Source organism: Megamonas sp., assembly GCF_986095205.1.
Map to the genome: position 1 here is coordinate 50,476 of NZ_CFQVBI010000039.1, position 24,999 is coordinate 75,474.

At 32.9% G+C, this 24,999-nt stretch carries 15 protein-coding genes and 1 pseudogene; all 16 read right to left on the reverse strand.

The genetic code is table 11. From position 1 onward, the window contains the following. Nucleotides 1-4 precede the first annotated feature (4 nt). The gene (locus AC5LAX_RS05820; RefSeq protein WP_493263778.1) at nucleotides 5-7,825 is read right to left on the reverse strand and encodes a hypothetical protein; all 7,821 of its coding nucleotides are present in this window, start codon (nucleotides 7,823-7,825) and stop codon (nucleotides 5-7) included. A 4-nt stretch (nucleotides 7,826-7,829) separates the two neighbouring features. After that, nucleotides 7,830-10,772 carry a hypothetical protein gene (locus AC5LAX_RS05825; RefSeq protein WP_493263779.1) on the reverse strand — a complete coding sequence of 981 codons (2,943 nt, stop codon included), beginning with the start codon at nucleotides 10,770-10,772 and terminating at the stop codon, nucleotides 7,830-7,832. 91 nt (nucleotides 10,773-10,863) lie between these two features. Further along, nucleotides 10,864-13,836, reverse strand: coding sequence for a hypothetical protein (locus AC5LAX_RS05830; RefSeq protein WP_493263780.1), 2,973 nt, complete (start codon nucleotides 13,834-13,836; stop codon nucleotides 10,864-10,866). 83 nt (nucleotides 13,837-13,919) lie between these two features. Next, complete coding sequence (locus tag AC5LAX_RS05835) at nucleotides 13,920-17,945, reverse strand: hypothetical protein (RefSeq protein ID WP_493263781.1); 4,026 nt, start codon at nucleotides 17,943-17,945, stop codon at nucleotides 13,920-13,922. Further along, nucleotides 17,917-18,699, reverse strand: coding sequence for a hypothetical protein (locus AC5LAX_RS05840; RefSeq protein ID WP_493263782.1), 783 nt, complete (start codon nucleotides 18,697-18,699; stop codon nucleotides 17,917-17,919). The genes AC5LAX_RS05835 and AC5LAX_RS05840 overlap by 29 nt, the downstream gene beginning before the upstream one ends. Continuing rightward, nucleotides 18,671-19,567 (reverse strand): hypothetical protein, encoded by an 897-nt coding sequence (locus tag AC5LAX_RS05845; protein WP_493263783.1) that lies wholly within the window; start codon nucleotides 19,565-19,567, stop codon nucleotides 18,671-18,673. The genes AC5LAX_RS05840 and AC5LAX_RS05845 overlap by 29 nt, the downstream gene beginning before the upstream one ends. Before the next feature lie 5 nt (nucleotides 19,568-19,572). Continuing rightward, complete coding sequence (locus tag AC5LAX_RS05850; RefSeq protein WP_493263784.1) at nucleotides 19,573-20,313, reverse strand: hypothetical protein; 741 nt, start codon at nucleotides 20,311-20,313, stop codon at nucleotides 19,573-19,575. Between the two features lie 9 nt (nucleotides 20,314-20,322). After that, nucleotides 20,323-20,589 carry a hypothetical protein gene (locus tag AC5LAX_RS05855; protein ID WP_493263785.1) on the reverse strand — a complete coding sequence of 89 codons (267 nt, stop codon included), beginning with the start codon at nucleotides 20,587-20,589 and terminating at the stop codon, nucleotides 20,323-20,325. Between the two features lie 6 nt (nucleotides 20,590-20,595). Then, nucleotides 20,596-21,258, reverse strand: coding sequence for a hypothetical protein (locus AC5LAX_RS05860; protein ID WP_493263786.1), 663 nt, complete (start codon nucleotides 21,256-21,258; stop codon nucleotides 20,596-20,598). Nucleotides 21,259-21,377: 119 nt separating this feature from the next. Then, nucleotides 21,378-21,776, reverse strand: a complete 399-nt coding sequence (locus AC5LAX_RS05865; protein ID WP_493263787.1) for a DUF7841 family protein — start codon at nucleotides 21,774-21,776, stop codon at nucleotides 21,378-21,380. Between the two features lie 10 nt (nucleotides 21,777-21,786). After that, the gene (locus AC5LAX_RS05870) at nucleotides 21,787-22,203 is read right to left on the reverse strand and encodes a hypothetical protein (protein ID WP_493263788.1); all 417 of its coding nucleotides are present in this window, start codon (nucleotides 22,201-22,203) and stop codon (nucleotides 21,787-21,789) included. Nucleotides 22,204-22,215: 12 nt separating this feature from the next. Continuing rightward, nucleotides 22,216-22,836 carry a hypothetical protein gene (locus AC5LAX_RS05875; RefSeq protein WP_493263789.1) on the reverse strand — a complete coding sequence of 207 codons (621 nt, stop codon included), beginning with the start codon at nucleotides 22,834-22,836 and terminating at the stop codon, nucleotides 22,216-22,218. A gap of 468 nt (nucleotides 22,837-23,304) precedes the next feature. Then, nucleotides 23,305-23,616: a hypothetical protein gene (locus tag AC5LAX_RS05880; protein WP_493263790.1), complete on the reverse strand. Its 312-nt coding sequence runs from the start codon at nucleotides 23,614-23,616 to the stop codon at nucleotides 23,305-23,307. Next, a complete protein-coding gene (locus AC5LAX_RS05885; RefSeq protein WP_493263791.1) occupies nucleotides 23,616-23,996 on the reverse strand; it encodes a hypothetical protein in 381 nt (126 codons plus the stop codon). Before AC5LAX_RS05885 ends, AC5LAX_RS05880 begins: the two co-directional genes overlap by 1 nt. Before the next feature lie 45 nt (nucleotides 23,997-24,041). Beyond that, nucleotides 24,042-24,167 (reverse strand): annotated as a pseudogene (locus tag AC5LAX_RS05890) (BACON domain-containing protein); the annotation flags it as partial. Between the two features lie 114 nt (nucleotides 24,168-24,281). Continuing rightward, nucleotides 24,282-24,947: a BACON domain-containing protein gene (locus AC5LAX_RS05895; protein ID WP_493263792.1), complete on the reverse strand. Its 666-nt coding sequence runs from the start codon at nucleotides 24,945-24,947 to the stop codon at nucleotides 24,282-24,284. Nucleotides 24,948-24,999: the final 52 nt, after the last annotated feature.

Genomic DNA, 24,999 nt, shown 5'->3' on the forward strand with positions numbered 1-24,999 from the left:
ACGTTTAACAAATACGTTTATTAGTTTCATCTAAGTTACTATTTTTATTCAAGCTATCAACCGAATCATGTAAATATTTTACAGCTTCGAGAACTTGTGCAGCTTTGATATTACTATCGGAACTAGTACCAAGTCTAGCCCTACGACGAGGAGTAGTTTGCGTAGGAGATTCAGCAGTAGCATTTGCATCACCATTCGCAGCTGTATTAACAGCATTTTGAACTTCTGTAGTCGTAGATTCAACAGTAGATACAGCAGACGTTCCGCTCCTTTCCACAGCTCCTTCTCTACCGGGGACTGGAGAGTTCGTCCGAATACCATAAGTAATACCATCAGGTTCCATATCTCTAAAGTCTTTATTATAGATTCTATTAAGAACATCATTAAAACGTTCCATAAGAGAATCAGTTTTAACTTCAGTATCTTTGAAACCAAAGATCTTCTCAAATATATTAAGAAGAACTCGTTTAAACTTCTCCCAAAATGTAGGAGTTTCAAGATTCTCAGAACCTTCAACACGTTCAGTAGTAGAATGGAGTTCATTGAGAAGTCTAAAAATACGAGGATCGGTTAAAGCATAAGTAACAATTTCAGAGATAGCATCTTTACCATTGATAACATTCTTAGTACCTTTAACACGATCTTTAAGTTTAGTATCAATAGATTCAGATATACTAGAGATTTCTTGACTAACAATTTCAATAAATCTATTAGCAATACCTTTATCACTAAGCATATCCTTTAAGAATCTCTCACGATCATTTAAATCAGTTTTACCTGTAAGTTCAGCACGAGTATTTATAACAGCTTGATTAAAATCAGCAAACCACTCTTGCCATTCTTTATTATTATAATCAATAAGAGCTTCACGTTTAGCAAGTAATTCAGGATTATTAATATCTCGATGAGTAGCATTAAAGAATTTCATAATATAAGTATGAATCATCTCATGAGCTAGAGTACGAGTTAAATAACCTTGATGTTCCTTACGATTAGCATGATCATAATTGTAGTTAATATCAATCCTAAATTGATTACGATAAAAACCATCATCAGCAGTCTTAACAGGATCAGTATAACCTTCGCTTTCAATATTAATCTTAGCTTCACTTACATTATGCTTAATATAAACTGGATTAATACCAGCTTCATATTCAAGTATATTAGCAAGTTTAGAGATACTAGACCAATCTTCTTTATAACGATCAGCATCTTGAACTGTTTTAAGCAATTCAACGGGATCATAGAAACGCTGAGGAACATCAGTTTTAGTATCAAATGCTTTAGTTGCAATAGAAAATTTAATAGGGGCATTTCCAGCAATAGTAACATTACTTACAACATTTCCATATCTATCTTTAACTGAAGCTACATCTGAATATCTAGCATTAGTTGCCATATAATAGTCATATATATCTTCATAACGTTCGCCTGTAACTGGATCTGTATATCCAGTAGTATAAGAACTACCAGTAGAATCTTTAGCTACAGCAATTCCATCTTTAAGACCGAATTGACGAACTAGATTAGGAATTATACTATTAAGTTTATTATTAAACTTTTGAACATCAGCAGGAGTATCTAAGTAATAAACAGTATGTGGATAACTAGGATGATTTAAAGCACCATTATAGTTAGCAACATCAAGTTTATTACTAGAGGTATAATGAATAACAGCGTCACGTCCATCAATAGTAGTTTGAATAAACTTATGATAAGCTTCTTTACCTTTACCATCACCAAGAACAGCTTTGAGCATTACATAACGTTTACTACCATCACCATTGTTACCAGATTGAAAATAAATATCATCTTGAACGGCACTATTACGTTCATTACATATAATAATATTTTGAAGTCTATTAGAAATATCAAGTCTAGCTTCGGTTATATTACCAGTATTAAGAGCAAGAATTTCTTTAATAGCATCACCAATATATTTTGTATATTTACCTAATTTACTAATACGAGCTTCTTCTGTTTTATCAGTGATAGAACCCATAATAGTATTAGGATATATAGGGAATACAGTATTAAGTGAATCAGTTTGAGGTATAACAACAACTTCATGACGTCTATTACCAATAAAAGTATCAGCTACATGAGGTGTTGCAAACTTATCTATATTCTGAACAATACCACCAGTTTTAGGATCTCTACCAACACCATTCTCATCAATAGCTAGTATTTGAACTCTAGGTTTACCTTTAGAATCAAGAACATCTTTAGTAGGCTTAATAGAATCTAATAAAGAATTACGATGATGCATAATAGGTAATCCATGTTTAGCTTCATGATCTTCGTTGCGAGCTTCATCATTAATTAGTATTCTACCAGCACTAATATGACTTATTCTAAAAGTATTAGAACCTGTAAAGCGAATATCATTACGAATAGCTTGATTATTACGGAAGATCATTTCATGACGATTAACAGCGTCATTGAAATGTTTCGTAATAGCCGTAGCATTCATAATACTATCCATATTTGAATGATTAATTCTAGAAGCAGGAAATAAATCAGTACAAATTTGATATATTTGATTAAATGAAAGAGCTACATTATCAATAGAAATTTCACCGTCAGTATCACTTGTATATTCAGAATCAACAACTCCGATCATTGTCTGACTATTCATAATATCTTTAATCTGCTTAGATGTAAGATTAGAATACACAAGTTCTTTAAATGTATCCATTAGCTTCTTAAAGCGATCTTTTCTAAACTGATCAAAGATAATATCAATGTTACGTTCAGAGTTCTCTCTATCTTTAGCAGATATATTATTACGAGGATTAAAAGCAATATCGTAATGATACATGAATCTAAATAGCTCTCTTTGATATTCAGCAAAGGTTTTAGCCATATCATCAGTAAATGCAAATTTACGTGGATAATATACACCATTCGCACCTTGAATTGTATACGCTATACCATTTGTAATAGTTTCGAGTTTAGGAATAGAACCTAATTTATACTCTTTACCATTACGATTCATTACAACATCATAAGAAGCTCTATTAGGATTCTCTTCTAAATCAGTTTGAACTACAGTAACCTCATCACCTTCTTTAATACCATCAAGTAACTCATAAATACCTAAGTTAGTAGCAGTACTATTACCTAGAATATTCTCAGGAGCACCGTTAGGACTAAAGTTAATATCAAGACCTTCATGATATGTTCTACCTTTAATCTCAGGTGTACGATTAATAAAATCAAGAACTTGAGCTTCTGTTAAAGGTAAACCATTAGTAGGAGCAACATCTATAAGATCATAAAAGAAATTATAATTATTATAAAGCTCTTTATAAGTAGCATCTTTAGTTACTGCAAATCTAGCACTATAGTAATCACGTCTATTCTTAAATTCATTATGAAGATAATTAGTGATATTCATAATAGACATGATTTCAGGTATGAGTTCTTTGTAGTTATCACCACGATATTCACGCATACCATTAACAAGATCATAATAGTTAATCTTATTAATTCTAAAACCACTTCTATCACTAATAAAAGCAACAAGTGTACCAAAGAGATTAAGATTATCAACAAAGATACCACCTAAGTCTTGAGCAATCATAGCAAATTTGTTATGAAGAGTTTCATCAAGACGTATAGCAATAGCATCAGAATTATAATCTGTAGATTGAGTAAGAACTTGTGCAAACTTAGCAACAAGATCAGATTCATAAATAGTATTCAGAGCATCTGTAAGAGATTGCATATCTGATAACCATTTAGATTCATCTTTATATAAACTCTTAAGATTATCAAGGGCATTAATAGCATTACGACAATTTTCAGCAGTATTCAATCGAATTGAATTTCCACCTTCATCAATATTAATACTAACAGCAGCTGCAACTTTCTTAGCAGTTTCAATAATCTTAGTTTCAATACCAGTAAGTTTAGCGTCTGTAAAGTACTTATTCATTAGAGCTTTAATATAAGCATCAGAAGCGTACTTACTACCAACTTTAGTGTTTCTAAGCAACTTCGGAATCAGCACTAAGGCGTTTATCAAATCCGTGTCGAATAGTGCCAAATTTACCCCCTCTTGGCTCATTAGAGACGTTAAAAATTCAAGCATGGATTTAGTATCAATGCCCTCGATTTTGAAGTCTATAAGGGGCTGATTTGAAGCCGTTACAAACTCGATTGGCGTATCATCGGTATTAGTAGAACTTTCATCACTTACAAATTCAGTAGTAATACCATTAGCACTAGAAACAGTCTCTGTAATCTCAGTTTTAGGAGCAATAGTTTCATCAGTAGAACTCTGTTGAGCTTTGTAGCCCCCGGTAGGAGACAAGGACTGGTCAGGAGCGGAGCTTTGTGCCTGCCTAGCAATGAGAATATAATCATCATTAGGAGTTGCCATATTAGCAGGAGTAAGCACATAACGATTAAGTTGATTCTCAAAACCTTCAATAACAATACCAACATCTTTACGAGGATTCGGAGTATTAAGCACTCTATATTCAACACCACCAATAGATACATACAAAGCATATTTAGGATTCTTACGACCTAAGTTATCTTCTATAGTATTATTGATAATATCAAATTTAGTTTGCATACTCTTAGCTTCCTGCATAATTTTGTTAGTAAGAGTATTAATATCAGTCTTAGTAGTCTCACTTAAACCAAAGTGAACATCAGCTAAGAAACTAGGCAGAGGTCTACCACTTTGTTCAAGAACTTGAGCAGTATAACGACTAAGATGCCACAAATAACTATTAAGTTCAGCACTAAGATCACCGTTATTTACACTGGGCGCATATTCAACTTCTGTTTTAGTAACAGCATCAACCCAATTGAATCTACGACCGAAGAATATATTATCAAATATAGAGTATTTAGCAGCAATACGAGTAACAATCCATTTAAGATTTGTAGTCGTAAGTGTATCAAATGAATTATCTAAAGCTCTATTAGTAGCATCATTAAACTCTTTAATTTCTTCAAGAAGCATTGCATCTTTAGAAGTAAGAGATTTACTTTTACGTCTATTCTCAATAACGTTAGAAAGAGGTGAATCTGTAACTTGAGATTCAGACATAAGAGCATTATAGAGACTAGAAGCTTCATTGGATAAAGGTTTAATACCTTCAAATTCTCTATAAGATCTACCAAATGTACCGCTACCTATCGGTGCAGCATTTGAATCTTCTTCTGTTGCAAGCGCATCACGTTCTTCTTGTTGTCTCGCTTGACGTTCTTGTTCTGCTTTAAGTGCAGCTTCTCTACGAGCGTTAGCGGCTTTAGTGTCAGATTCTTGTCTTTGTAGTCTAGCAAGACGGGCATTATATGCAGCTTTTCTTGTGTCTGAATCAGAGAACTTTGATTCATCCGCTTGTAAAGCTTCAGAAGTTTGATACGTATTAAGTTCATCAGTTAGATCTTTATCAGTAGAGGCTTTGATTTCATCTTCATATAATTTGATTTGATCTTTAATATCTTCAAATCCATTACCATTACGATAATAATCAAGTTCAGCATTAATAGCAGTTCTTCTATTTTCATAGAATCGTTTAGCTTCTTCTGGATTAGTAAGATTAGATAAAAGAGTTCTAGCTTGTTGAGCAGCCTCTTTATCATCTTTATTTAAATTAAGAGCTTCAATGTTTTTAGTTGCTGTATCTCGAATATTACTAATATCACTAAGAGTTTTATTATAAGATTCGAGTTTACTATTAGCACCTTTAAGAGCTATTTTAAGACCTAGCAATTGCTCAGCAGTAGCATCTTTAGGAGCATTAGTGATTGCATTTTCAAGTTCACTTATTTGTTTCTTAAGACTAGCAATCATTTTATCGTAAACACTTAATGCAGCTTTAGCATCTTCAAGAGTTGCATTATTTTCAGCATAAGTATTTATATCAGCTTTCTTAGCTATACGAATATTATCGTCTGTATATTTAGAATCAACATAATTACTAAGATACTCTTTAGATTCAGCAGCACGCTTTTGATATTCAGCAGGATTAGCTGTAATAGCTTCGAGTTCTAGTTCATTAAGTCTTTTTTGAGCTTCAAGAGTAGCAATACGACGTTGATATTCATAGAGATTTTTGTCAGTAGTACCATTGACTGCATCGAAATGCTTATTATAAATATCTTCAACAGCTTCAATCTTATTAAGAGTCTGTTCAAAGTAATTAGCATTTGCTAGTAGAGATTCACCTTTATCAAGTGCAATTTGTTCTTCAGCACTAATAGCTTCACCTCTATCTCTTCTATCTTTAATAGATTGAATTTCTTTAAGAGAAGCACTCATATTTCTAAGCATCTCTTTATAGAACTCAAGTGAACCATCAAGACTATTAGCTGCAACTTGATTAAGAATAGCTTCTTGTTCTTTCAGTTTAGCACCAACTATATCACCTTCTGCAAGAGATTCAACAATACCGTCAAGACCTGAACGCATAGCTTCTGTAGCTCGTTCAATACCTTTAAGATATTCATGCTCCCTTTCAATACCACGTTTATTAATCTTAGTTTCAATAAATGGCATTATAGCTTGCATACCAGCACCACCTAAAAGACCTCCAATACCTTCAGTCCAAATATCAGGATCTTTAAGATAACTACTAACTCTCATGCTAAAATCAGTAAGAGCATCAGTATCAGAAAGCAAACCAAAATCTTTACGAGCTGCATGAGTACCTTCTTGCATCGCAATGCTCATAGTCATTTCGTCTGCCATTTCAGCAAGAGAACCTCCAGCGAAACCTCCAATAGCTCTAAGAATTTGACTTCTATCAGCATTAGGTATAGCATTTAATGTACGAACTATAGCAAATTTATCACCAGTTGCCATAGCTTTACGAATGTTATCTCTAGTAGCTTTAGTAAGAGTTTTAGCAGTACCTAAGATATTCATCCATTCAACTACGTCATAAGCTATATTAGACATAGATCTCCAATAACCTTTAGAAGCTGCATTATCTGCATATCTATCAGCAATACTTTCGATATTAGTATCATTTAAAGGAACTTCTTCTAATTCCGGAGCTTTAAGAATAGCATTACCATTTTCATCACGTTCAACATAGTTCTTATAATTATTAAGAAACCATTCACGTTCTTGTTCATAAGTACCATAAGCTTCACGAGATGAATCTAGAATACGTCCTATAACAGCAGAACCATAAATATCTGCTATTTTATTAGCTCTGTTTAGAGCTTTAGCTTTTTGTAGTTTTGTACCCAACTTAAATAAATCTTTAACATATTTAGATTTACTTCCTAGATTAACAGCACTTCTAAAAGCTTTACCTAATAATAACGAAGCTCCACGAGCTGGAAGCATTATACTAGCAGCACTACCTAGTATAGAGGGAACCATAGACGCCCAATAACCACCTCCACTCATACGATCTAACAAACTACCATGTTGAGCTTGTTCAGTCATATAAATAGGAAATGCTTCTCTAGTACTTTCATTAATGGAATTACCTAGTCTTTCTAAAAAATTACGAGTATAAGCTTCATCACTATCTATGAGTTTAGAGGGAAGTGCAAGTATAGAACCTGCACTTTCAATTGTACCACCAATTATTTCTCCAACAGTTTGAACAAGAGAGTTACCAATACGATCCCAAGTAGATTGATTTCTAGCTCTAGCTTCAATATAAGCATTAACATTACCGGGAACTATATTTTGACTATTTCCAGAATGTTTTCTTAAATTGAGTAATAACTTATTATCTATACTATAAGCATTAGGATTAAAAGAAGATCTTTTATACTTATCTTTAGGAGCATAAGTAGATTTTCTTTGTATGCTTTCTAATTTATCAAAATCAATAGGCATAATATCAATAATTAAAATTAGCTGTAGACATATTAGCATTAAACTTAGTAAGATTATCTAATTGTTCTTTAGTTAATCTATAAGCATCTTTATAATCTAATATAGATGATATAACGCTTAATCTACGTTGTGTATTATTAATAAAGTCTTCAGAATTATCACTTATAAATTTATCTGTAAGCTCAAATGAATTTGTTGTACTATCATACGTATCAATTTGAGTAGTAAAATTATTATTTGAATCTTTACTAAATGTAATTCTAAAATTATTATGATATATAGTTTTATCTACATTTGTTATAGGATTTTTAACAAAAGCATTTAATAACGACTTAACATTATTATAATATCTTCCATTATATTCAACAATATTATATGCAGAAGCATCATTCATTTGAATAGCATTGGAAGGATCTGGACCAAAAATTAAACTTCCACCATGATGTGTAGACATAGCATCAAATATAAATTTTGTATCAGCATTAGGTCTATCAGCCATATCGAATGCAGAAGTCATACGCATAGCTAATTCAAATTCATCTATAGTATTCTGATCGGCATCATTATTCGCAACAATAGTGAGTTTCTGTCTAACATTATTAAAACCTTGAACATTCTTTATAAGATTAAGTGCTTTACGACCATCACTCAATTCCATAAGTTCATAAGTAATATCTGATTTAGAATATTTAGGATTCTTATCTGTACCTTTATCTTCAGTATATAAGAATTTCCTAAGAGATTCATTATTCAAATCTATAGGAACACCAACGGATTCAGCATCTAACTCTAAATCATCATCATCTAGCAATTGATTATCAATAATAGTAAATGCTTCAGGATGATTTTCAATTTTATAAGCTATATTATTTCTAACAGTACTTACAATACCTGTTTCTGTAGGTTTAGATATACCAATAACAATTCCAGGATTAGACTGAATCATATTAGTTTCATTACCATAGTTTTCAATCAGATTACCCATTAGAATAGAAGTTAATCCAGTACTAATATCCCCAAATGTTTTAGATATATTATCTGCAAACTCTTTTACATAAGGATTAGTTTTGCTACTATTTTTTATAAACTCTGTGGCTTTTTTAATACCTTCCTCTGGAGTATCTGAATTACTTAATATATAACTTATATCTTTTATATGAAGATATTCATTTATATTTTTCTGAGTTCTATCATTTGCATTAAATTTAACACCATCTCTAAGATTAACGCCTGTACCTTTAATAGGATTTCCATTTTCATCTAAGTCAGAAGTTTCTTCATTGATAACATTAGTTAAACTTCCAAAAATTCCAACACGATTAAATACATCATAATATTCTTTAATATTCTTTTGAAGTGCTAAGCTTAAATTTGCTCTATCTTCTTTATTTGTTGGAATACCACCTTTATAAGCATCATATTCAGAAAGAATGTTATTGATTATACTTTGAGATTCTTGAACTCTAAGGTTAAGAGCTTTTAATTTATCTTCATCTTCTTTAGTTATATCTTTTCCATTAGTAGACTTTTTAGCTAAATAGTTATTAAATCTTTCTAATTCAAATATATTTCTTGAATGTTGAGAAGTTTGATTAAGTAATCTTGCTTTACGATTTGCTTCTAGTTCAGAAGTCATACTAGGAAGATTAACTATTGTTCCAACTAAACCATCTCTTTCTCTAGTAAGTATTTTAGAAGTATCTTCAGACTTTTCTAGTTGCTTATTAAATAGACTTTCAAAGAATTTATTATCTACATCAAGTTTCTCTTTAGTATATCTCATAGGCAATAAATAAGTAGCCACATTAGATATTTCAGAATCTATATAATTAGCTTTATAAAAATTAGATAATCTAGCTTCATAATCAGATTCAGTTTCATTAGGATTTTGATTTAAAAAACTATAATTTCTATCTATTAATTCTTTTATATAAATACTATTAGGATTGTTTATAGCATTAAGCAATACAATCTTTTCATTACTATTAGCATTTTTATATTCAGGAGAATTTATTACTAAAGTTTTTAAAATATTAGAATCAGTAAAAGCTGTAGAATATATATTGTCTTTTACAGCATTACTAGGTGTAATACCTTTTTGTTCTAGAGCAAATAGATTTAATTCTGCTTCTTTTAATAAAGCATTTTTAAATTTACTATTGTTAGATACAATGGCTTTAGCAACATTTATTAATCTATCATCTCCTATACCTTCGATAGTTTTAGTAAAACTTTGAAATCCATGAAGAGTAGGATTAGATAAAGTTTTTAGAGTAGATTTAGTAATAGCATCAATTGTAGGATTATTCATTAAATCCATAGCTTGTTTACGGAATTGTTCACTATAAATAACTTTTTCATCAGATTTCATAGCTTTAAAGTATTCAAGCATTTCTTTACGTAAAGCTTCTCTATCATGACCTGAACCAAGAGCTGTACCAAAAGCACTAATAGATTGTTTACCATTACCTCCTAAACTACCTCCTGCATCATTAAACCGTTTAAGAATCATAGCTCTATTTAATGCTTTATATTCTTCTGAAGCGTCAGATTGTTCATTAGCTTGCATCATAGCATCAAATTGAGTTTTATTACCAAGAATAGTTTTAACTCCTTCATCAGTTAAAAATCTACGAGCACCATCGCTAACAGCTGTATCAGCAAAGAACCATCCTCCATCTTCATCAACTTTAGCTTTAATGTGTTCTTGAGTTTCATTAATTTTACCTGCAAGAGCTTCTTCATCTACACCTTGAATCGCATTATATTCAGACATCTTAATAGTCATTTCATTATATGCGTTTTCATTGCGAATAGCACGTTCTTGCAGATTATCAGCAGCAGCCGTTATAGCTGCGCCAGCTTCTCTAAATGACGTCAAGTCCAGAGGTCTAGCATCAGGTTGCTTGACATAAGTAAGATCAGCATATTTTAGTCTAACTGCCATATCATGTAAGTTATTATAAACAACAATACCCTCTACCGAATTAACGATAGAGGGTGTAGGATTTAAGTTAATATGTATAAAACGTATAGCATTATGCAAAATTATAATAGTAATCCGGCATAGTAACAGCATCAGGAACAATAGAACCTCTTCTGTTTAAACGTTTAGTACGAAGTGAACGTTTAGGAACAGTAGAACCTCCTTGAATCTTTTTAAGATCTTTGAGACTACTAATTCCAAACATTCGCATAAGAGTATTTTTAGGCATATTATCGAAAATATAATCCCTAGATTTATCATCTTTAAGAACACTAATAAGATTAGCAGTTTGTAAGTTCTCCATATCAAATTTAGATTGATAAGCAGTACCAATAGAGCGTCCTAAACTAGCAATTATATCGCCAATAGCAGCTCCTTGTTGACTTCTACGTTGAACAATCTCCATTTGATGATTAAACTTATTAGCTTCATTCTTAGCTCTAATTTGACTATTTCTAGCAGCAATTTCAGCGTTAGCCATACGAGAACGATTACGAAGCTCAACTTCTTTATTATGTTCATCTTGTTTAACTCTACTACGCATACGAGAACCTTGAGTTCTAGCAAGCAATATAGACTGACGAGCAACTTGAGAATTAGAACTGTTACTTGTAATATATTTTTCAAGACTACGAACAGTATTATTAATATCTCCAATTTCAGCGTCAGTGTTTATATCAGTTTCTAGTTCTACACGATCCATAAGAGGAGTCTCAGGAACTCGCATACTTTCCATACGATCAATTAAACCTTTATTAGTTATAAGCTGACTTATACCACCAATAAGATTACCACTAACCTCAGAAACAAATCCCGGACTTATAAAACCACCACCAGCATATTTGCGAGTTTTACCACCACAACGCAAACCTTGTTGAATAGTAGTTAAAGGATTTTGAATCTGAGTTTTATCGTTAGATGTAAAAATTACTTCTTGTTCCGTAGCATAACTTCCGCTATTATTCCGTTGAGTACCATAAGTAGAAATAGGAATATCAACAATTTGACCACCATCATAATACTTTCTAATTTTACCTCCACATTTCCGTTTAATACGACCACCACAACGTGCTTCAATAGGTTCAGCTTCCATACCAGATTCAGCTTTCATACTTTCTTGAAGATTATAGAGTTGTGCGAGTTCATTTTGAATTGCAGCAATTTGAGCATTAGTTCTTTGAAGATCGGCATTAGCTTTCTCAGCATTACGACCGTTAGTATTACGATCAATTGCATACGTACTACGGTCAGTTAAAGAAAGCATTCTACCAAGCATCATAGATTTAATCGGAAGAGAACTTTCAAGATAACCTTTATGTTTCATAAGAGGTTTAGCAAGATCAGCAAATGTAGTCCCATTATACTTTAAAGTATCAGAGAATACATAAGCATTATCTGCATCAGTCATAAGAGCTTCACCACCTTCTACTTCTGCATTAGGTCCATAAGGAACACCTCCTTGTTCATGAGAAGGACCATTAACTTCTGCGGTATTAGAAGATGTTTCTTCAATCATACCACCATCGGCATAACGTTTAGCTTTGCCACCACAACGTTTACGTTTAAGTCTTCCACCACAACGAGCGGCAATTCTACCAAAAGCAGAACTAGGATCAATATCACCAAATGGAGTGCCTTGAACAGTAGGTTGAACTAAGTCACTACCAAAGTTAGCATCGTCTTGATAACCGGTAACACCTGTGATATTAGAGTCACCATATATATCAAGAGCACCTTCTTGTTGAGCAGTATTGGATAATTTAAGTTCATCTTGAAGAATACGTTCATTACCCGCAACAATCTGACGTTGCCTATCAGCTTCTTCAGCAGCTTTCTTAGCTTTACGTTTCTTACGACGACCTCCAAACAGTCCAACAATACCACCAATAATAGCACCTGCTGCCATACCAATAGGACCTGCCCAAGCTCCAAGAGTTGTACCAGCTAACGCAGAAGATCCAGCGGCAGCCGCAGCAGTAACTCCAGCTCCAAGTCCACCACCAATAGTAGCACCGGTACTTAAACCAGACATTGTAGAAGCTCCTTGAATACCTTTCTCGGCTCCATAACTATGACCTTGAACATCCCCGAATCTATCTCTAAATGCAACTTCACCTCCACCAACGTATCTACGTCGACGAGGGTAAGCTTTAAGAGTTGAAATGTTTTTAATCATACCACCATTATTAAATTCAGATTTAAATAAGAAGTTAGCACGACTTCTAAGCGTTTTAGTTGTAGAATCATCAACAGTAAAACTCGGTTTTTGATTCTTCATAAAGTAAACAGAAGCATCTTCAGCCGACATAGCATTGACTTTATCTGTACTAAATTTACTATCTTTAGAAGGTAAATAAGTATCAAGATAATAATCAAATTGAGATTCTAAACTATCTTTACGTTTATTAGTTTTAAGATAAGATTGATAACTACCATAAGTATAATTAGGATCTTCAACCCAATTAGTTTTAGGTTTACCTTTATCTTTCTTATCATCCCACTTACGTAGATTCTCAAAACTAAATAAACCATGATTAACAATTCTATTATCACCTTTAGCAGTAGCTCTTTGAGTTTTATTAAATGAAAATAGATCATCAATCGAATCATTTAACGTCTCACCATAAACCATAGACATTAAACCAGTAGTAGCTGCATGATTAAGACCACGCTTCTTAGCATAATTGTAAAAATCACGCATACGTTTAATAACACCATCATCAGCTAGTTGTTTAGGTGTAAAGACTTTAGTATTATAACCTTTAGTACCAACACCAGTCTCTGCTATATACTTAACAACTTCACGAGCAGGTGCACCGACTTGATAAAGAGAATCAATCTTATGAATCTCAGGACGACCTATAAGACCTTTAGTATTACTCTCTTTATCAAGAGCTTGAATAGCTAAACCTAGAGATCTATTATTAATATCTTTACTTTGATGATACTTAGTAAAAATATCAATAAGAAGACGTCTAGCTTGAGCATCATCAGCGACCTTAGTACGTTTATATTTATTTGGCATACTAATAGTATTTGCAGAGTGTTGCTCCTTACCACAAGCTCTTTCCCTACCGGGGTCTGGAGATCGTTAAAGAGCAACACTAATTATAAACGAGTATCTTTATCAATCATAACTTCAATATTAGTAAGTCTTAAATCAAGTTGAGTAGCATCAGGATATTTAGTAATATCATCTACATAATCATCAGCTTCTTGACTAAAGAACTTATTCTCATATATCATAGTTATATAAGTCCAAGCATTATGGAACTTAGCAATATCATACCAAGGCTTTTGATATTTAGCTGAAAGTTCAATAAGAGTGTCAATAGCATCTTTATCCATAAAATTAATAAGATTAGGATTAGGATTCCATTGACCATGATCATTTTCAACGAAATCTTCAATACGATTCCAAAGATAACGACCAGCTTTATATTTAAGAGTTTCATTATCCCACCAAATAGGACTAACACTCATAGGCATAAGACCAGTACACTGAACATCGGTATGAAACATCAACCAATCAATAGTTTTATTATAGAGATAACGTATATTATCTTCATTATTCATAAGACCATTAATAAGCTGACTACGCCATTCAATATGCTTAAAGAGTTTACTTATAGTAGGTTCGGTAGCATAAATGAATTGAACAACACTAGGATGAATAATATCATCAAAGTAAATACCTTTATTCTTAGCATCAGTCTTAAAAAGAGAACCTTTAGTTATATAGAAGATTCCATGCCGGTTAATGTATGAATAATCTCCGATATACGAGTGAAAAGACGTCCATAAGTTAGTCTTTAATGAGTAGGAGATAGAATAAGACTTATACAAGTCAATAGCACCATTTTTATCTATAATCTTATTAGTGAATATAAATCTTTGGTGCATTTCATCGTATGTAAAGAAACATCCACTATGCGACAATGGATTAGTAGCATTAGCATAAATATGCTCTTTAAACCACTCTTTGAAGCCTAAATCGGATAACTCACTTACGCTTTGATCGTTCTTAACAAGATAAATTTCACCTTTTTCGACATCACAAACAAGATAACCACGATGCGTAATAATAGCACTAAAACGATTGTTACAACCAATTTTACCAGTAGTGCTATAAATAATTTCTTTAGGTTCACGTTGAAACAAATCAGAAGTACCTACATAAGTTGTATTTTCATCATTGTTACCTAGAGTATCTTTAATGGCGGCTACAAGTAATGTGTATTGTTGTTGAATATATAAAGCAATATCATCAGATAGAACATTCTCGATAGCACCTTTTTGAATTGAAACATCTTTATAAGCATCAGCTTTATATCGACGCCAACCAATATCAGTAGATTCACTAGGATTAACATCTGAACGTATAATGCGAGAAGGAAAGGTTTTAATATCGTCAATCTTTTTAATAATAATTGCATCTTTAAAACCATCCCAATTCATAGAAGTCTCATAACACTTACCATCCTCGGTATTCCAAAAGTTATCAATAGGATAACTAACATGACCTAAGTTATCAGCTTCTTGATAATAATTATTCTTAGGAGCCCAACGAATAGCTTTCTCAATATCATTCTCGGCAGTATTAGAAATATTACGTTCGAATATCTTATAAGCACTATTATTAACTCCAAGCCCATCATGACGACATTGAAGATTCATACGACTAAATATGAAATAACTAATGATAATTCTATGACAATTAGCGATAGTAGCACCAGCTCCTTCATGTTGGAAACCAGCCGCAGGAGCAACACAACGTTGAGTTATAAATGCAACAAAAGTATCACCTTTGAGATATTGAGCTTTTGTAGTAGCAGTATATGTTACAGGATGATATTCAACTCTAACAATAGGAGATATACAAGAAAGATTCTGAGCATAAACATCAATAGTTTTGAATATATCATCTGCATTACGATCATGATAATAACAATCTATAATAGCACGATTATTTTCAATGATAGAATACCATTGAAATCTTGCAATAGTTCTATCATCCCCATGACTATTTGGATTATCATCACCTTTCCATTCACCAGCAGCAGAATAATCTTTACATATTTTGTTATATTCAAATCCGGGATCTAGTAAGTCACCATTTTCATAAGTAATAGTAACACGTTGATAACTTTTATTATTCCATTCATTTGGATAATATTTACTATCAAACATAGCGTTATCATCGAGACCATCATTTTTACTAAATTTATAACTAGAATCAGCAGCTATATTTGAAACGGCTGAATTATTATTAGCAATAAATTCAGGTTTAATAGTAGGTCCATTAAGTCTACCATTAACAATAAGTGAATCAGAAAGAAGAACAGATTGAATCAAATCACCGCCTTCATCCCATAAATCAGAACCATCTCCTTTTTCATTTTTAGTATCATTCTTCTGACGATTAAAACAATGCCTCCAAGTCATACGTTCATAAGCACTACGAACACTATAAGCTTTAACTTGTGGCATAGTCTTCTTTTCAATCAGATATTCAAGAGGATATAATCTATATCTATCACGAGAAGCAAAAGCTCCTTTATAGTTATTACCAACTACATTAGAATAAGCTAAATCTCGAACGACAAGTGACTGACAACACCAATTACTATTAGAGCTATTAGGTTGAGCCATGTAAACAACCCAAGATTTGATTTGTTTACGAGCAACAACTCCGACTTTTTCAAGACCATCGGCAGTTTCAATTTTAGTAGTATCTTTAAAGAGTTTAGAAAAGAAATCAGTAGGATCTAATTTAAATCTAAACATACGATGTTTAACAGCGCCGTCACTACCGGTCATATTGAAGTTAGAAGTCTTAAAGTAATAACTACTCTTTTGAGTATTATAAATAGGATAAATATTAATAAGTTTACCTTTATAATCAATAAGACCTAAATATAAGAAGTAATATTCATTATCTTTGATACAAGTATCATTAGAAAGATCTTTCTTTTCAAAGTCACCTTTATCACCAACAGATTTGAATAATTCTTCTTTAATTTTAATATTACCAGTACCATTAAGACCATTAGCAGTACATAGATTTTTATCTTTGATATGCTTGTCAAGACCGGTAATATCATTCATACTAACATTAGCTCGAATAAGCTGTGAATTAAAATTAGTATGAGCTTGATCTTTAATATATGAAATATTACCAATTACAATATCATTAAGAGTAACTGTATTTAAACTATTAATACCACTGATATAAACCGTTGTACTATTTTTACCTTTAATATCAATATTCTCATACTCATAAGCTTTCTCTTCATCTTCGCCTTTATAGATAATACCAAGTTTACATTCATCAAACTGAGAATCTATATTAGTAATATCAATTTGAAACTTACGAGAAGTAAGCTGACCAGCTTTAATACTTTCATTGTATTTAGGTGCAGCAAAGTATGTAGGAGATAACAGAGAATAATCAGTATAATCTCCGGTTTTAAGTTTATATGCAACAGCAAATTGATATGAGCCTGCAAGTAAACCACCACCATCAATAGACTGAACTGTTAATGTAGGATATTCAACATCAGGTATAAGATTCAATAGTTTCTCTTTAGTTAAATCAGTACCTAAGCTGTAAATAGTCGTAGTATTATCAGAATAATCTTTTGCAAGACCATAGTCATCCCAAAAGGTATTAAGATTCATCAAACGAGTTTCATTAGCAGCAGTCGAATTACCTTCTGTAAAAGTAATAATCAGATGATTATTTTTATTATAAGAATAAGCCCCTGTAATAGGACGATCTTCACTAAAGTTTAAAACTGTACTATTACCAACTAGAGGAGCTTTATAAATAACATCTGAATACTTTATATCACCTTCAATAGTTTCATCACTATGCCATATAATGTAGTCTCCGTCAGGTATACTAGGATTAACACCGTTTCTATTAACAAAAAAAAGCACCACTCCAACGGGAATCGGAATGGTGCCAATACACTGACCATAATCAGAATAATTATGATGTTTCTCAAATCCATTTTCATTGATAAGAGTCTCACCATCCTCGTTATATAGAACATTAAGTGCATAAGACTTAGTATCACTATTGACTAATGACGGATTCGCGTTAGGGTAAAGACCTGCGTTTACTTTCATAGCCGTTCACATAATGATTTTTCATATTTAAGAAGTTTAATAACGACCTACTACAATCATCACGTTTATCTTTAGTAAGCCTATTACAAGCATTGCGAACTTTAATTTTAGCATTATCGTAAGCAAGTGCCGGATTAGTATAAGGATTACTATCTCTAAGATTTAAAACAGGATGCCTGTAATTACGTTGAAGAATACGCATCATAACAAAGTTCTTTAGAACATCAATAAGAACATCATTATTAGGTATAAGAGGAACATTGATTTTAAGAATCTCGTCAAGTGTCATTGGCAACCCGTGAAATAAGATGCCCAGCGTGCCTTTTCTGACATTCAAATGCAAATACGACCCATTAATCGAATATGTATATAAACTGCCGGATATCGTCCGTATGAAGTCAAAAACGACATTCTCTGTAAGGTTTACCCCTATCGGAAATGAAACGGCGAGCGGTATATAATTTCCATTATCATGCTCAAATGGAGCAGGATTAGTAGTAAAATCCGCACGTTTACCATTAATTGTAATAAGACGTATATTCTCACAACCCTCTGGAATCTCACAACGATACTCATCAAAATCGATAATTTTACCAACATTAATAAGATGCTGTTGAATATTTAAATCAGCAAGAGCTTCACATATCCAAGTAGGAATACGAGTCATAAAGTCCATAGAATGAACATCATAATCTTCTATAATCCTATGAATAACAACACTAGAACTAATCAAGTTTTGGTCTAATGTATTCATCTACTTCATTGTTTTTAATACGTTCTCTTTTGCTTTTAGTAGGCGGATATCTATCCATAATAGTTTTATCATGTTCAATCATGTATTTGAGTTTAGCATCAAATGCAAGATTATCCGCTTTAATAACTTCTTCTATAGATTTATGCCTAAGCACCTTATCGCTAGTCATAATGTTTACATGACAATGATTAGGTTTAAATTTATAGAATATTTGATTAGGTACAACATCAACACCCATATTATGACGTATCCATTTACAAAACCAATAATACGGATTATCAGATTTAACGTGCCAATTCTTACCATAAGGATTAAGAAAACTCTTAACTTCGATACCAGCAGCAATCATCTCATCTCTAAGACGAAACGAAGCAGCCCAATCAACAGATTCTCTAGCAACAGCACGTTGAACTTGAAACTTACCAATGTAAGTACCTAAAGAAACACTATCACCACGAATAAGATTCTCAATTAGAGACTTATTAAGACCTCTTTGTATTTGATTAAATATCGGATAAGGAATACGACACATCCAATCGTAATATCTAATAATAGCAAGAAGTTTAGGAATACGAATAGTAGATAGATAAACAAAACGATTGAACGTAATACGAAGAGATACCGCTTTAGCTTCGTCACTCCAATTAAGTTTACGTAAGAGCTTAACACCTTTAACTCGTTTACCTAAAATAAGATCATCAATAATCTCTTTAGTTATTCCATTCGATTCAAGAAGATTCAGATTAGCATAACAGATATTAGCTAGATTATTACGTCTAACATAAATGTTATGAAGATCAGTACTTAATTTCTCGATAGTGTTATAACATTGTTCGAGATAGTCGTGGTAATAGTGCATGGATTCCATATAGTTTATTCTACTTTATTATGGATTAAACGTTGAGTACCATTAGGATCATTAGAAGCATAAGTTGCATCACTAATAATCTTAACTTCGTGTTCTGTAGGCTTAATACCAAATTCAGTTCTAAGAACCTCATAAGTTATACGTTCTATCATATCAGCAGGAAGTGGAAGTTCAATATCTTGACTATCATCTTCCATATACATAGTGATAACTTCAGCAGGATTTTCAGCTACATACACGATTGTTACAAACTTATAATTTTTAGCATCAATCTCAAAGTTTTTGAGAGTATTTTTGATAATAATTTTAAGTTTACCATTAACGATTTGATACACTCCCCAAACCCCAGTAGGGGAATAGACTGTGGTAAGGAGCGGAACTACGCTATTATTAGCATACTTATATGTAATAAGACTCCCATCATCATGTTGAGTATAAACATGAAGAAAAGGTGCATCATTAGGCATACGTAAAGGTGTAGGAACTCGATGCTCAGTAGTAAGAACCATATCTTTAGCACCAATTCCCGCATATGTGTTTTCTATATCGGTAAGCGGAACGCAGATAAGAGGAACATTAAAGCTAACTTTAAGCACCTCATCTACACCATTGCGCTCAATACTCTGACGAATAAAAGTAGCAAAGAGTGCCTTACAAGCATCTTTAGCTCTCTCTTGAATGCTATGATCACCGGGCTTACCTAATATATTAGAAATCTTACTTCCTAATTGATTAAGTGTTGCCATAATAATACATTAAACAATTCGCCAAGATTTATTAGTAGTAATACCAAGCTTCTTAGTTTCACCTCTAGGGATAAATTTAAGAAGATTAGTAGATAATTCAAGTTCAGGAGTATCAGAACCACCTATAATCATAATAGGACGATTCTTAACGGGAACAACCCCGTGCCACGGACCAGCATTAGTATACCGGTTAGTAACTCTAATAACGTTCTTTTGATTTTTGAAACCTCTACCACACCTTGATGGCAGACTAGTTCTTGCGTAAATAACAGTCATGGTATTTTAGTTTTTAATGGTATCTTCTGTCGCATCTATAACCATAGTCATATTGCGAGAAATACGATTGTGATTTTTCCAGAATGTTTGCATCATTTCAGCGTCAGGTTCAAAGTCAAGCTCGAACTCAGCACTAAGAAAGCCAATAGGCATATCAGTTTTCAAGTCACGAATAAGAATGCTAATAGCAGTATTACATCCACGTGAACGAAGATCTCCAACATACATATTAGAATGATACCTTGTCAAAGCACTCATACGGAAAATGTACTTACTATCTCTGTATAAGCGTAGAATAGTATAAGGCATAATAGAAGTAAGAACATTCTTATAACGATTCTTATAAGGATCTGTAATACTAATATCGTAATCTTCTGCGATAACAGTAAACTTATCCATATTAATACCATTACAGAACTTACCACCATTATGAAAGTATGCAATGTAAACACCTTTAGCATTAAGAGATTCTCTAATGTTTGAGGTTATTTTATCGAGTTGCATCCAACATTCTGCTTTAGATGTAAGAAGATTAGTAACAACCTTACGTCTCTTCTTAGCAATCCATTCTTTTACGAAGACAACACCAATAGATGAAACAATAACACCAATCAAGTTCAATATAGCAATAAAAATACCACTCATTACACAACGTGTTTTATAATTCATACTTGCGTGTTTGAATAAGTTGCTATAAACAAAAAAATCCGACTACCAGCGGAACCAGTAGTCGGATTAGGAATAATCAAAATTGCCTTGATATAAATAACACCTGCGACCAAAACTAATTAGATGAATCTCTGCCAAGGCACTTCATCGTCTTGAGCTTTAATATCAGCTAACCATCTTTGGAAAGCAATACCTTCGTAACCGTCGGGATCACTAATGTAAAGATAAGCATACATAGCACATTCATGATGTTCGGTAAACAAACGACCATAGAAATCTGCGTAAGCCATATTCATTACATACATAACATCATACCAGTTAGCATTATGGAGATCATTCATCTTGTATTTGTGCCAAATAGATTTGACTTCATCAAGACTATAATGGTGAGTAGTACCATTACGATTCTCCATACGTTCAACAGCCCATTCACATAGGTCTTTAGTAAAATGTTTTCCGTAGAGTTCTTTATACTTTCGACAATCCCTCTTTCTTACATCTTCACTTTCGTGTGGCATATCACTATGCTCATGCGGGTCTTTCATCATGACTTACATTATTTTTAAGAGAGTTATCAATTTCACGTTTAAGATTTTGAAAAGCAGTAGCTTCGAACTCAAAACCAAATAGATTCACAGAACCTTTAGCAGTAGCTTTAGAAATAGCTGCATCAAGATAGCTATTAACTACTTTAGGAATCTGCTCATCAGGTATGAACTTAGATAACTTAGCCAACCGAGGCTTAATAATATAATCAAGTGTAGGCTCTATAATAAAATCTAATTCATTCAGAAGATTATAAGTAGAAAGGTCTAAACCAAAAACACTACCCATAAACTTTCCGATACCAGAAGTAACAGGAATCTTAATCCCACCCCCAATAGTTTTAACGATTGGTGTTAGCCATTTACCAACAGCTACTGCAACAAGTTCTGCGTTAGTCATACCACTTCAAGATTAAGCGTTTACTGTAGAAGTGGTAGGAGCGTTAGGATCAGGTACAGCCGGACCAGCAGTACGAGCCGCTAACTCAACAACCGGACAAATCTCCGCAGCATTGATCTTTTTGATGTACTTAACGAAATTGCAATTTGCATAATCGAAAATACGTTCATCAGCAGATTCTCTACGTTCAGCTTCAAGAGCGATAGCAGCTTTGAAATCGTGACGAACATCACTGAACTCACGAGCGACTTCTTTCTTGAAGTTTTCAATATCCTGTTTGTTAAGTGCAGATTCCTTATCCAAACGAGCAAGAGTTTCAAATATAATCTTGTCGTTAGCTTGACGAGTTTCACGTTCTTCTTTGATTAAAGCTAAAGCTTCTTTAAACGTGTTTATACCTACATTATCGGCATAACGTTCAGATTTCTCTTTAGCAAGTTCAGCCATAAGACCAGAAACTAATTGAGTTTCAGCAACAGCAGTAGCTCCAGCAGCAACCGAACCATTACCGTTACCTAACCAATTTCTCAATCCAAGTCCTGCAAAAGCAGCAAGACCTAAAGAACCTGCAACAGTGTTGTAATTAATTTGTCCTTTCGGAACTTTAACACCAGTTTCGTTTTCAGTATTCATAGCATTAATTTGTTTTAATGCACCTCGACATTGAGATGCACAACAAATATATTACTATTAGTACTGATAACAATGAAATGATTTATAACATGAACATTAATACTCAACAGTTGAACATTATATTCAACGTTTCTTCTTAGCGATAGCTTCGTCAATCTTTGCATTAATAGAGGGAACACTAATGTAATTCATAAAAGTTACATAACCAATATGATATACGTCAGCAATTTTGTTCTTTCAAATCCAACGATAACTTCTATCATCATTGATATAAGTTTTAGCAATCTCTTGAATATCTCTAATTAATAAGAGCTTATTCAAATTAGTATAAGTCACAGGTGTCATACCTAAAGGAATTTAAATCATTAATAGAACGTTTAGTAGATGATTTAAGCGAGCAATGATTTTCCTTGATATGACAAAAGGGAGTACTACGCAATTTAGCAATAGCCCTCCTTTAGTCCGCGATTATACGCTTTTAGAATCAGCAAAACGCTGAGTAATACGTTTAAATATAGATTTAAGAATCAAATCATATCCAAACGTAGAAATAAGAAACGAAAGCAATACTGTTTCAAGTGAAGCATCTAATTTAAATATATAAAGAATTGCAGTAAGAATACCAACAATTAAAGTGATAATACTTTTAGCTTTTCTCGAAACTTTAGCTTTAGAAATGTTTTGAATAGTTTGTATAATACCATAAGTGGTTAAACATACAATTGCGATATATATAATACTAATAGATTGAATTAGTTGTAATAATAATGTATCTTCCATTATATAGCTGCATTAACATAGTATATTATAAAATCTTCTGCGGATGGACCACTTACTTGAATAATAACTTTATCCCCATCAGGAATTTTTGGATAACCGTTAGCTAACTTAAATATTAATTGAGTAGGATCGGTTTGATTAATTTCACAGGTAATTTGTGTAGGTAAAGGTTTACCACTAGCCATACTTAATTTTTTAGGTGTAAGATTTTTACTAAAAATCATTCTAAATACAACTGGTCCTGTACTTAATCCTGGATAATCCATATCAATAGTAATGCCAAAAGTTTCAGTCATAGTAATTCTATAATCATTTTCGGCATTAAGTTCTTGAACTTGTCCAGTACTTTTAACACTACAAGGGGGTTTTGTAGTACTCATGATAGCAACCTCTTTTAAATAGAAACCACCAGTTTGAGAAACATCTATAGATTTAGTAATCCTTCCTCCTGTAACTTCAACTACACCAGATCTATTATCTATATTTGTATTTTCAGCAGCAGTAACTTGAATACTACCGTTATTTTGTCCACTTGTCGGACTAACTGAAATTCAACTAGGTTTAGCCATAATAATTACGTTTAATGATTAACTAGTTTATACAAGAAAAGGTCTAGTAGATACCTTAGTACCCACTAGACCCACAGCATTCAAATGAAAGTCAGATTAGGAAATCGTCCAAACGGTATTGGTAGTAATCGTAATCTGTTTAGTTTCTCCCGCAGCAGCAAAAGTCAATGAAGTCGGAGATACAGACAGAGTAGCATCACCGGCAGCTTGAGTTACAGTATATTTCTGACCATTTACGGTAATATTACCGGTACGAGTGTTAACCGTCGGGTTAGCAGCAGCGGTAAACGTAATTTCGAAAGCGTAAACGTCATCTGCTCCCGGATCACCTTCGATCTCAGCACCAGAGTTGTATTCTTTTTCATTTACCATCAATTTACCGGCAGTTAACCATTTAGAAGCGTCAGAATCAACAGCAAACGTAATAGAAGCTAAGTTGGAGTTACCAGTGAACTTCTTAGCTTCACCCGTTTTAACGAAAGCCAACGATTGAGTAGTAACATCCAAAATCGTAGAACCTTCCTGCTGCAAAGTAACGTCTTCGGTCAAATCTTCAACAGCAACGGTAATCAAACCGGAACGTCCGTTACGACCTTTATAAACCGGAGCAGTAACATCTACTTGAGAATTACTAGTTCCCTCAACAGCACTCAAAGTGATCCAACTCGGTTTAGCTTTCAAAGCATATCCGGCACGCATAACAGGTGCACCAACTCCATCAACTAAACCACCAATTTCAACAGCAGTTGCTCTTTCATTCAAAGCAGAATCTCCAATCATAATGATAAAAATTTAATTATTCGTAAAAAAGTTT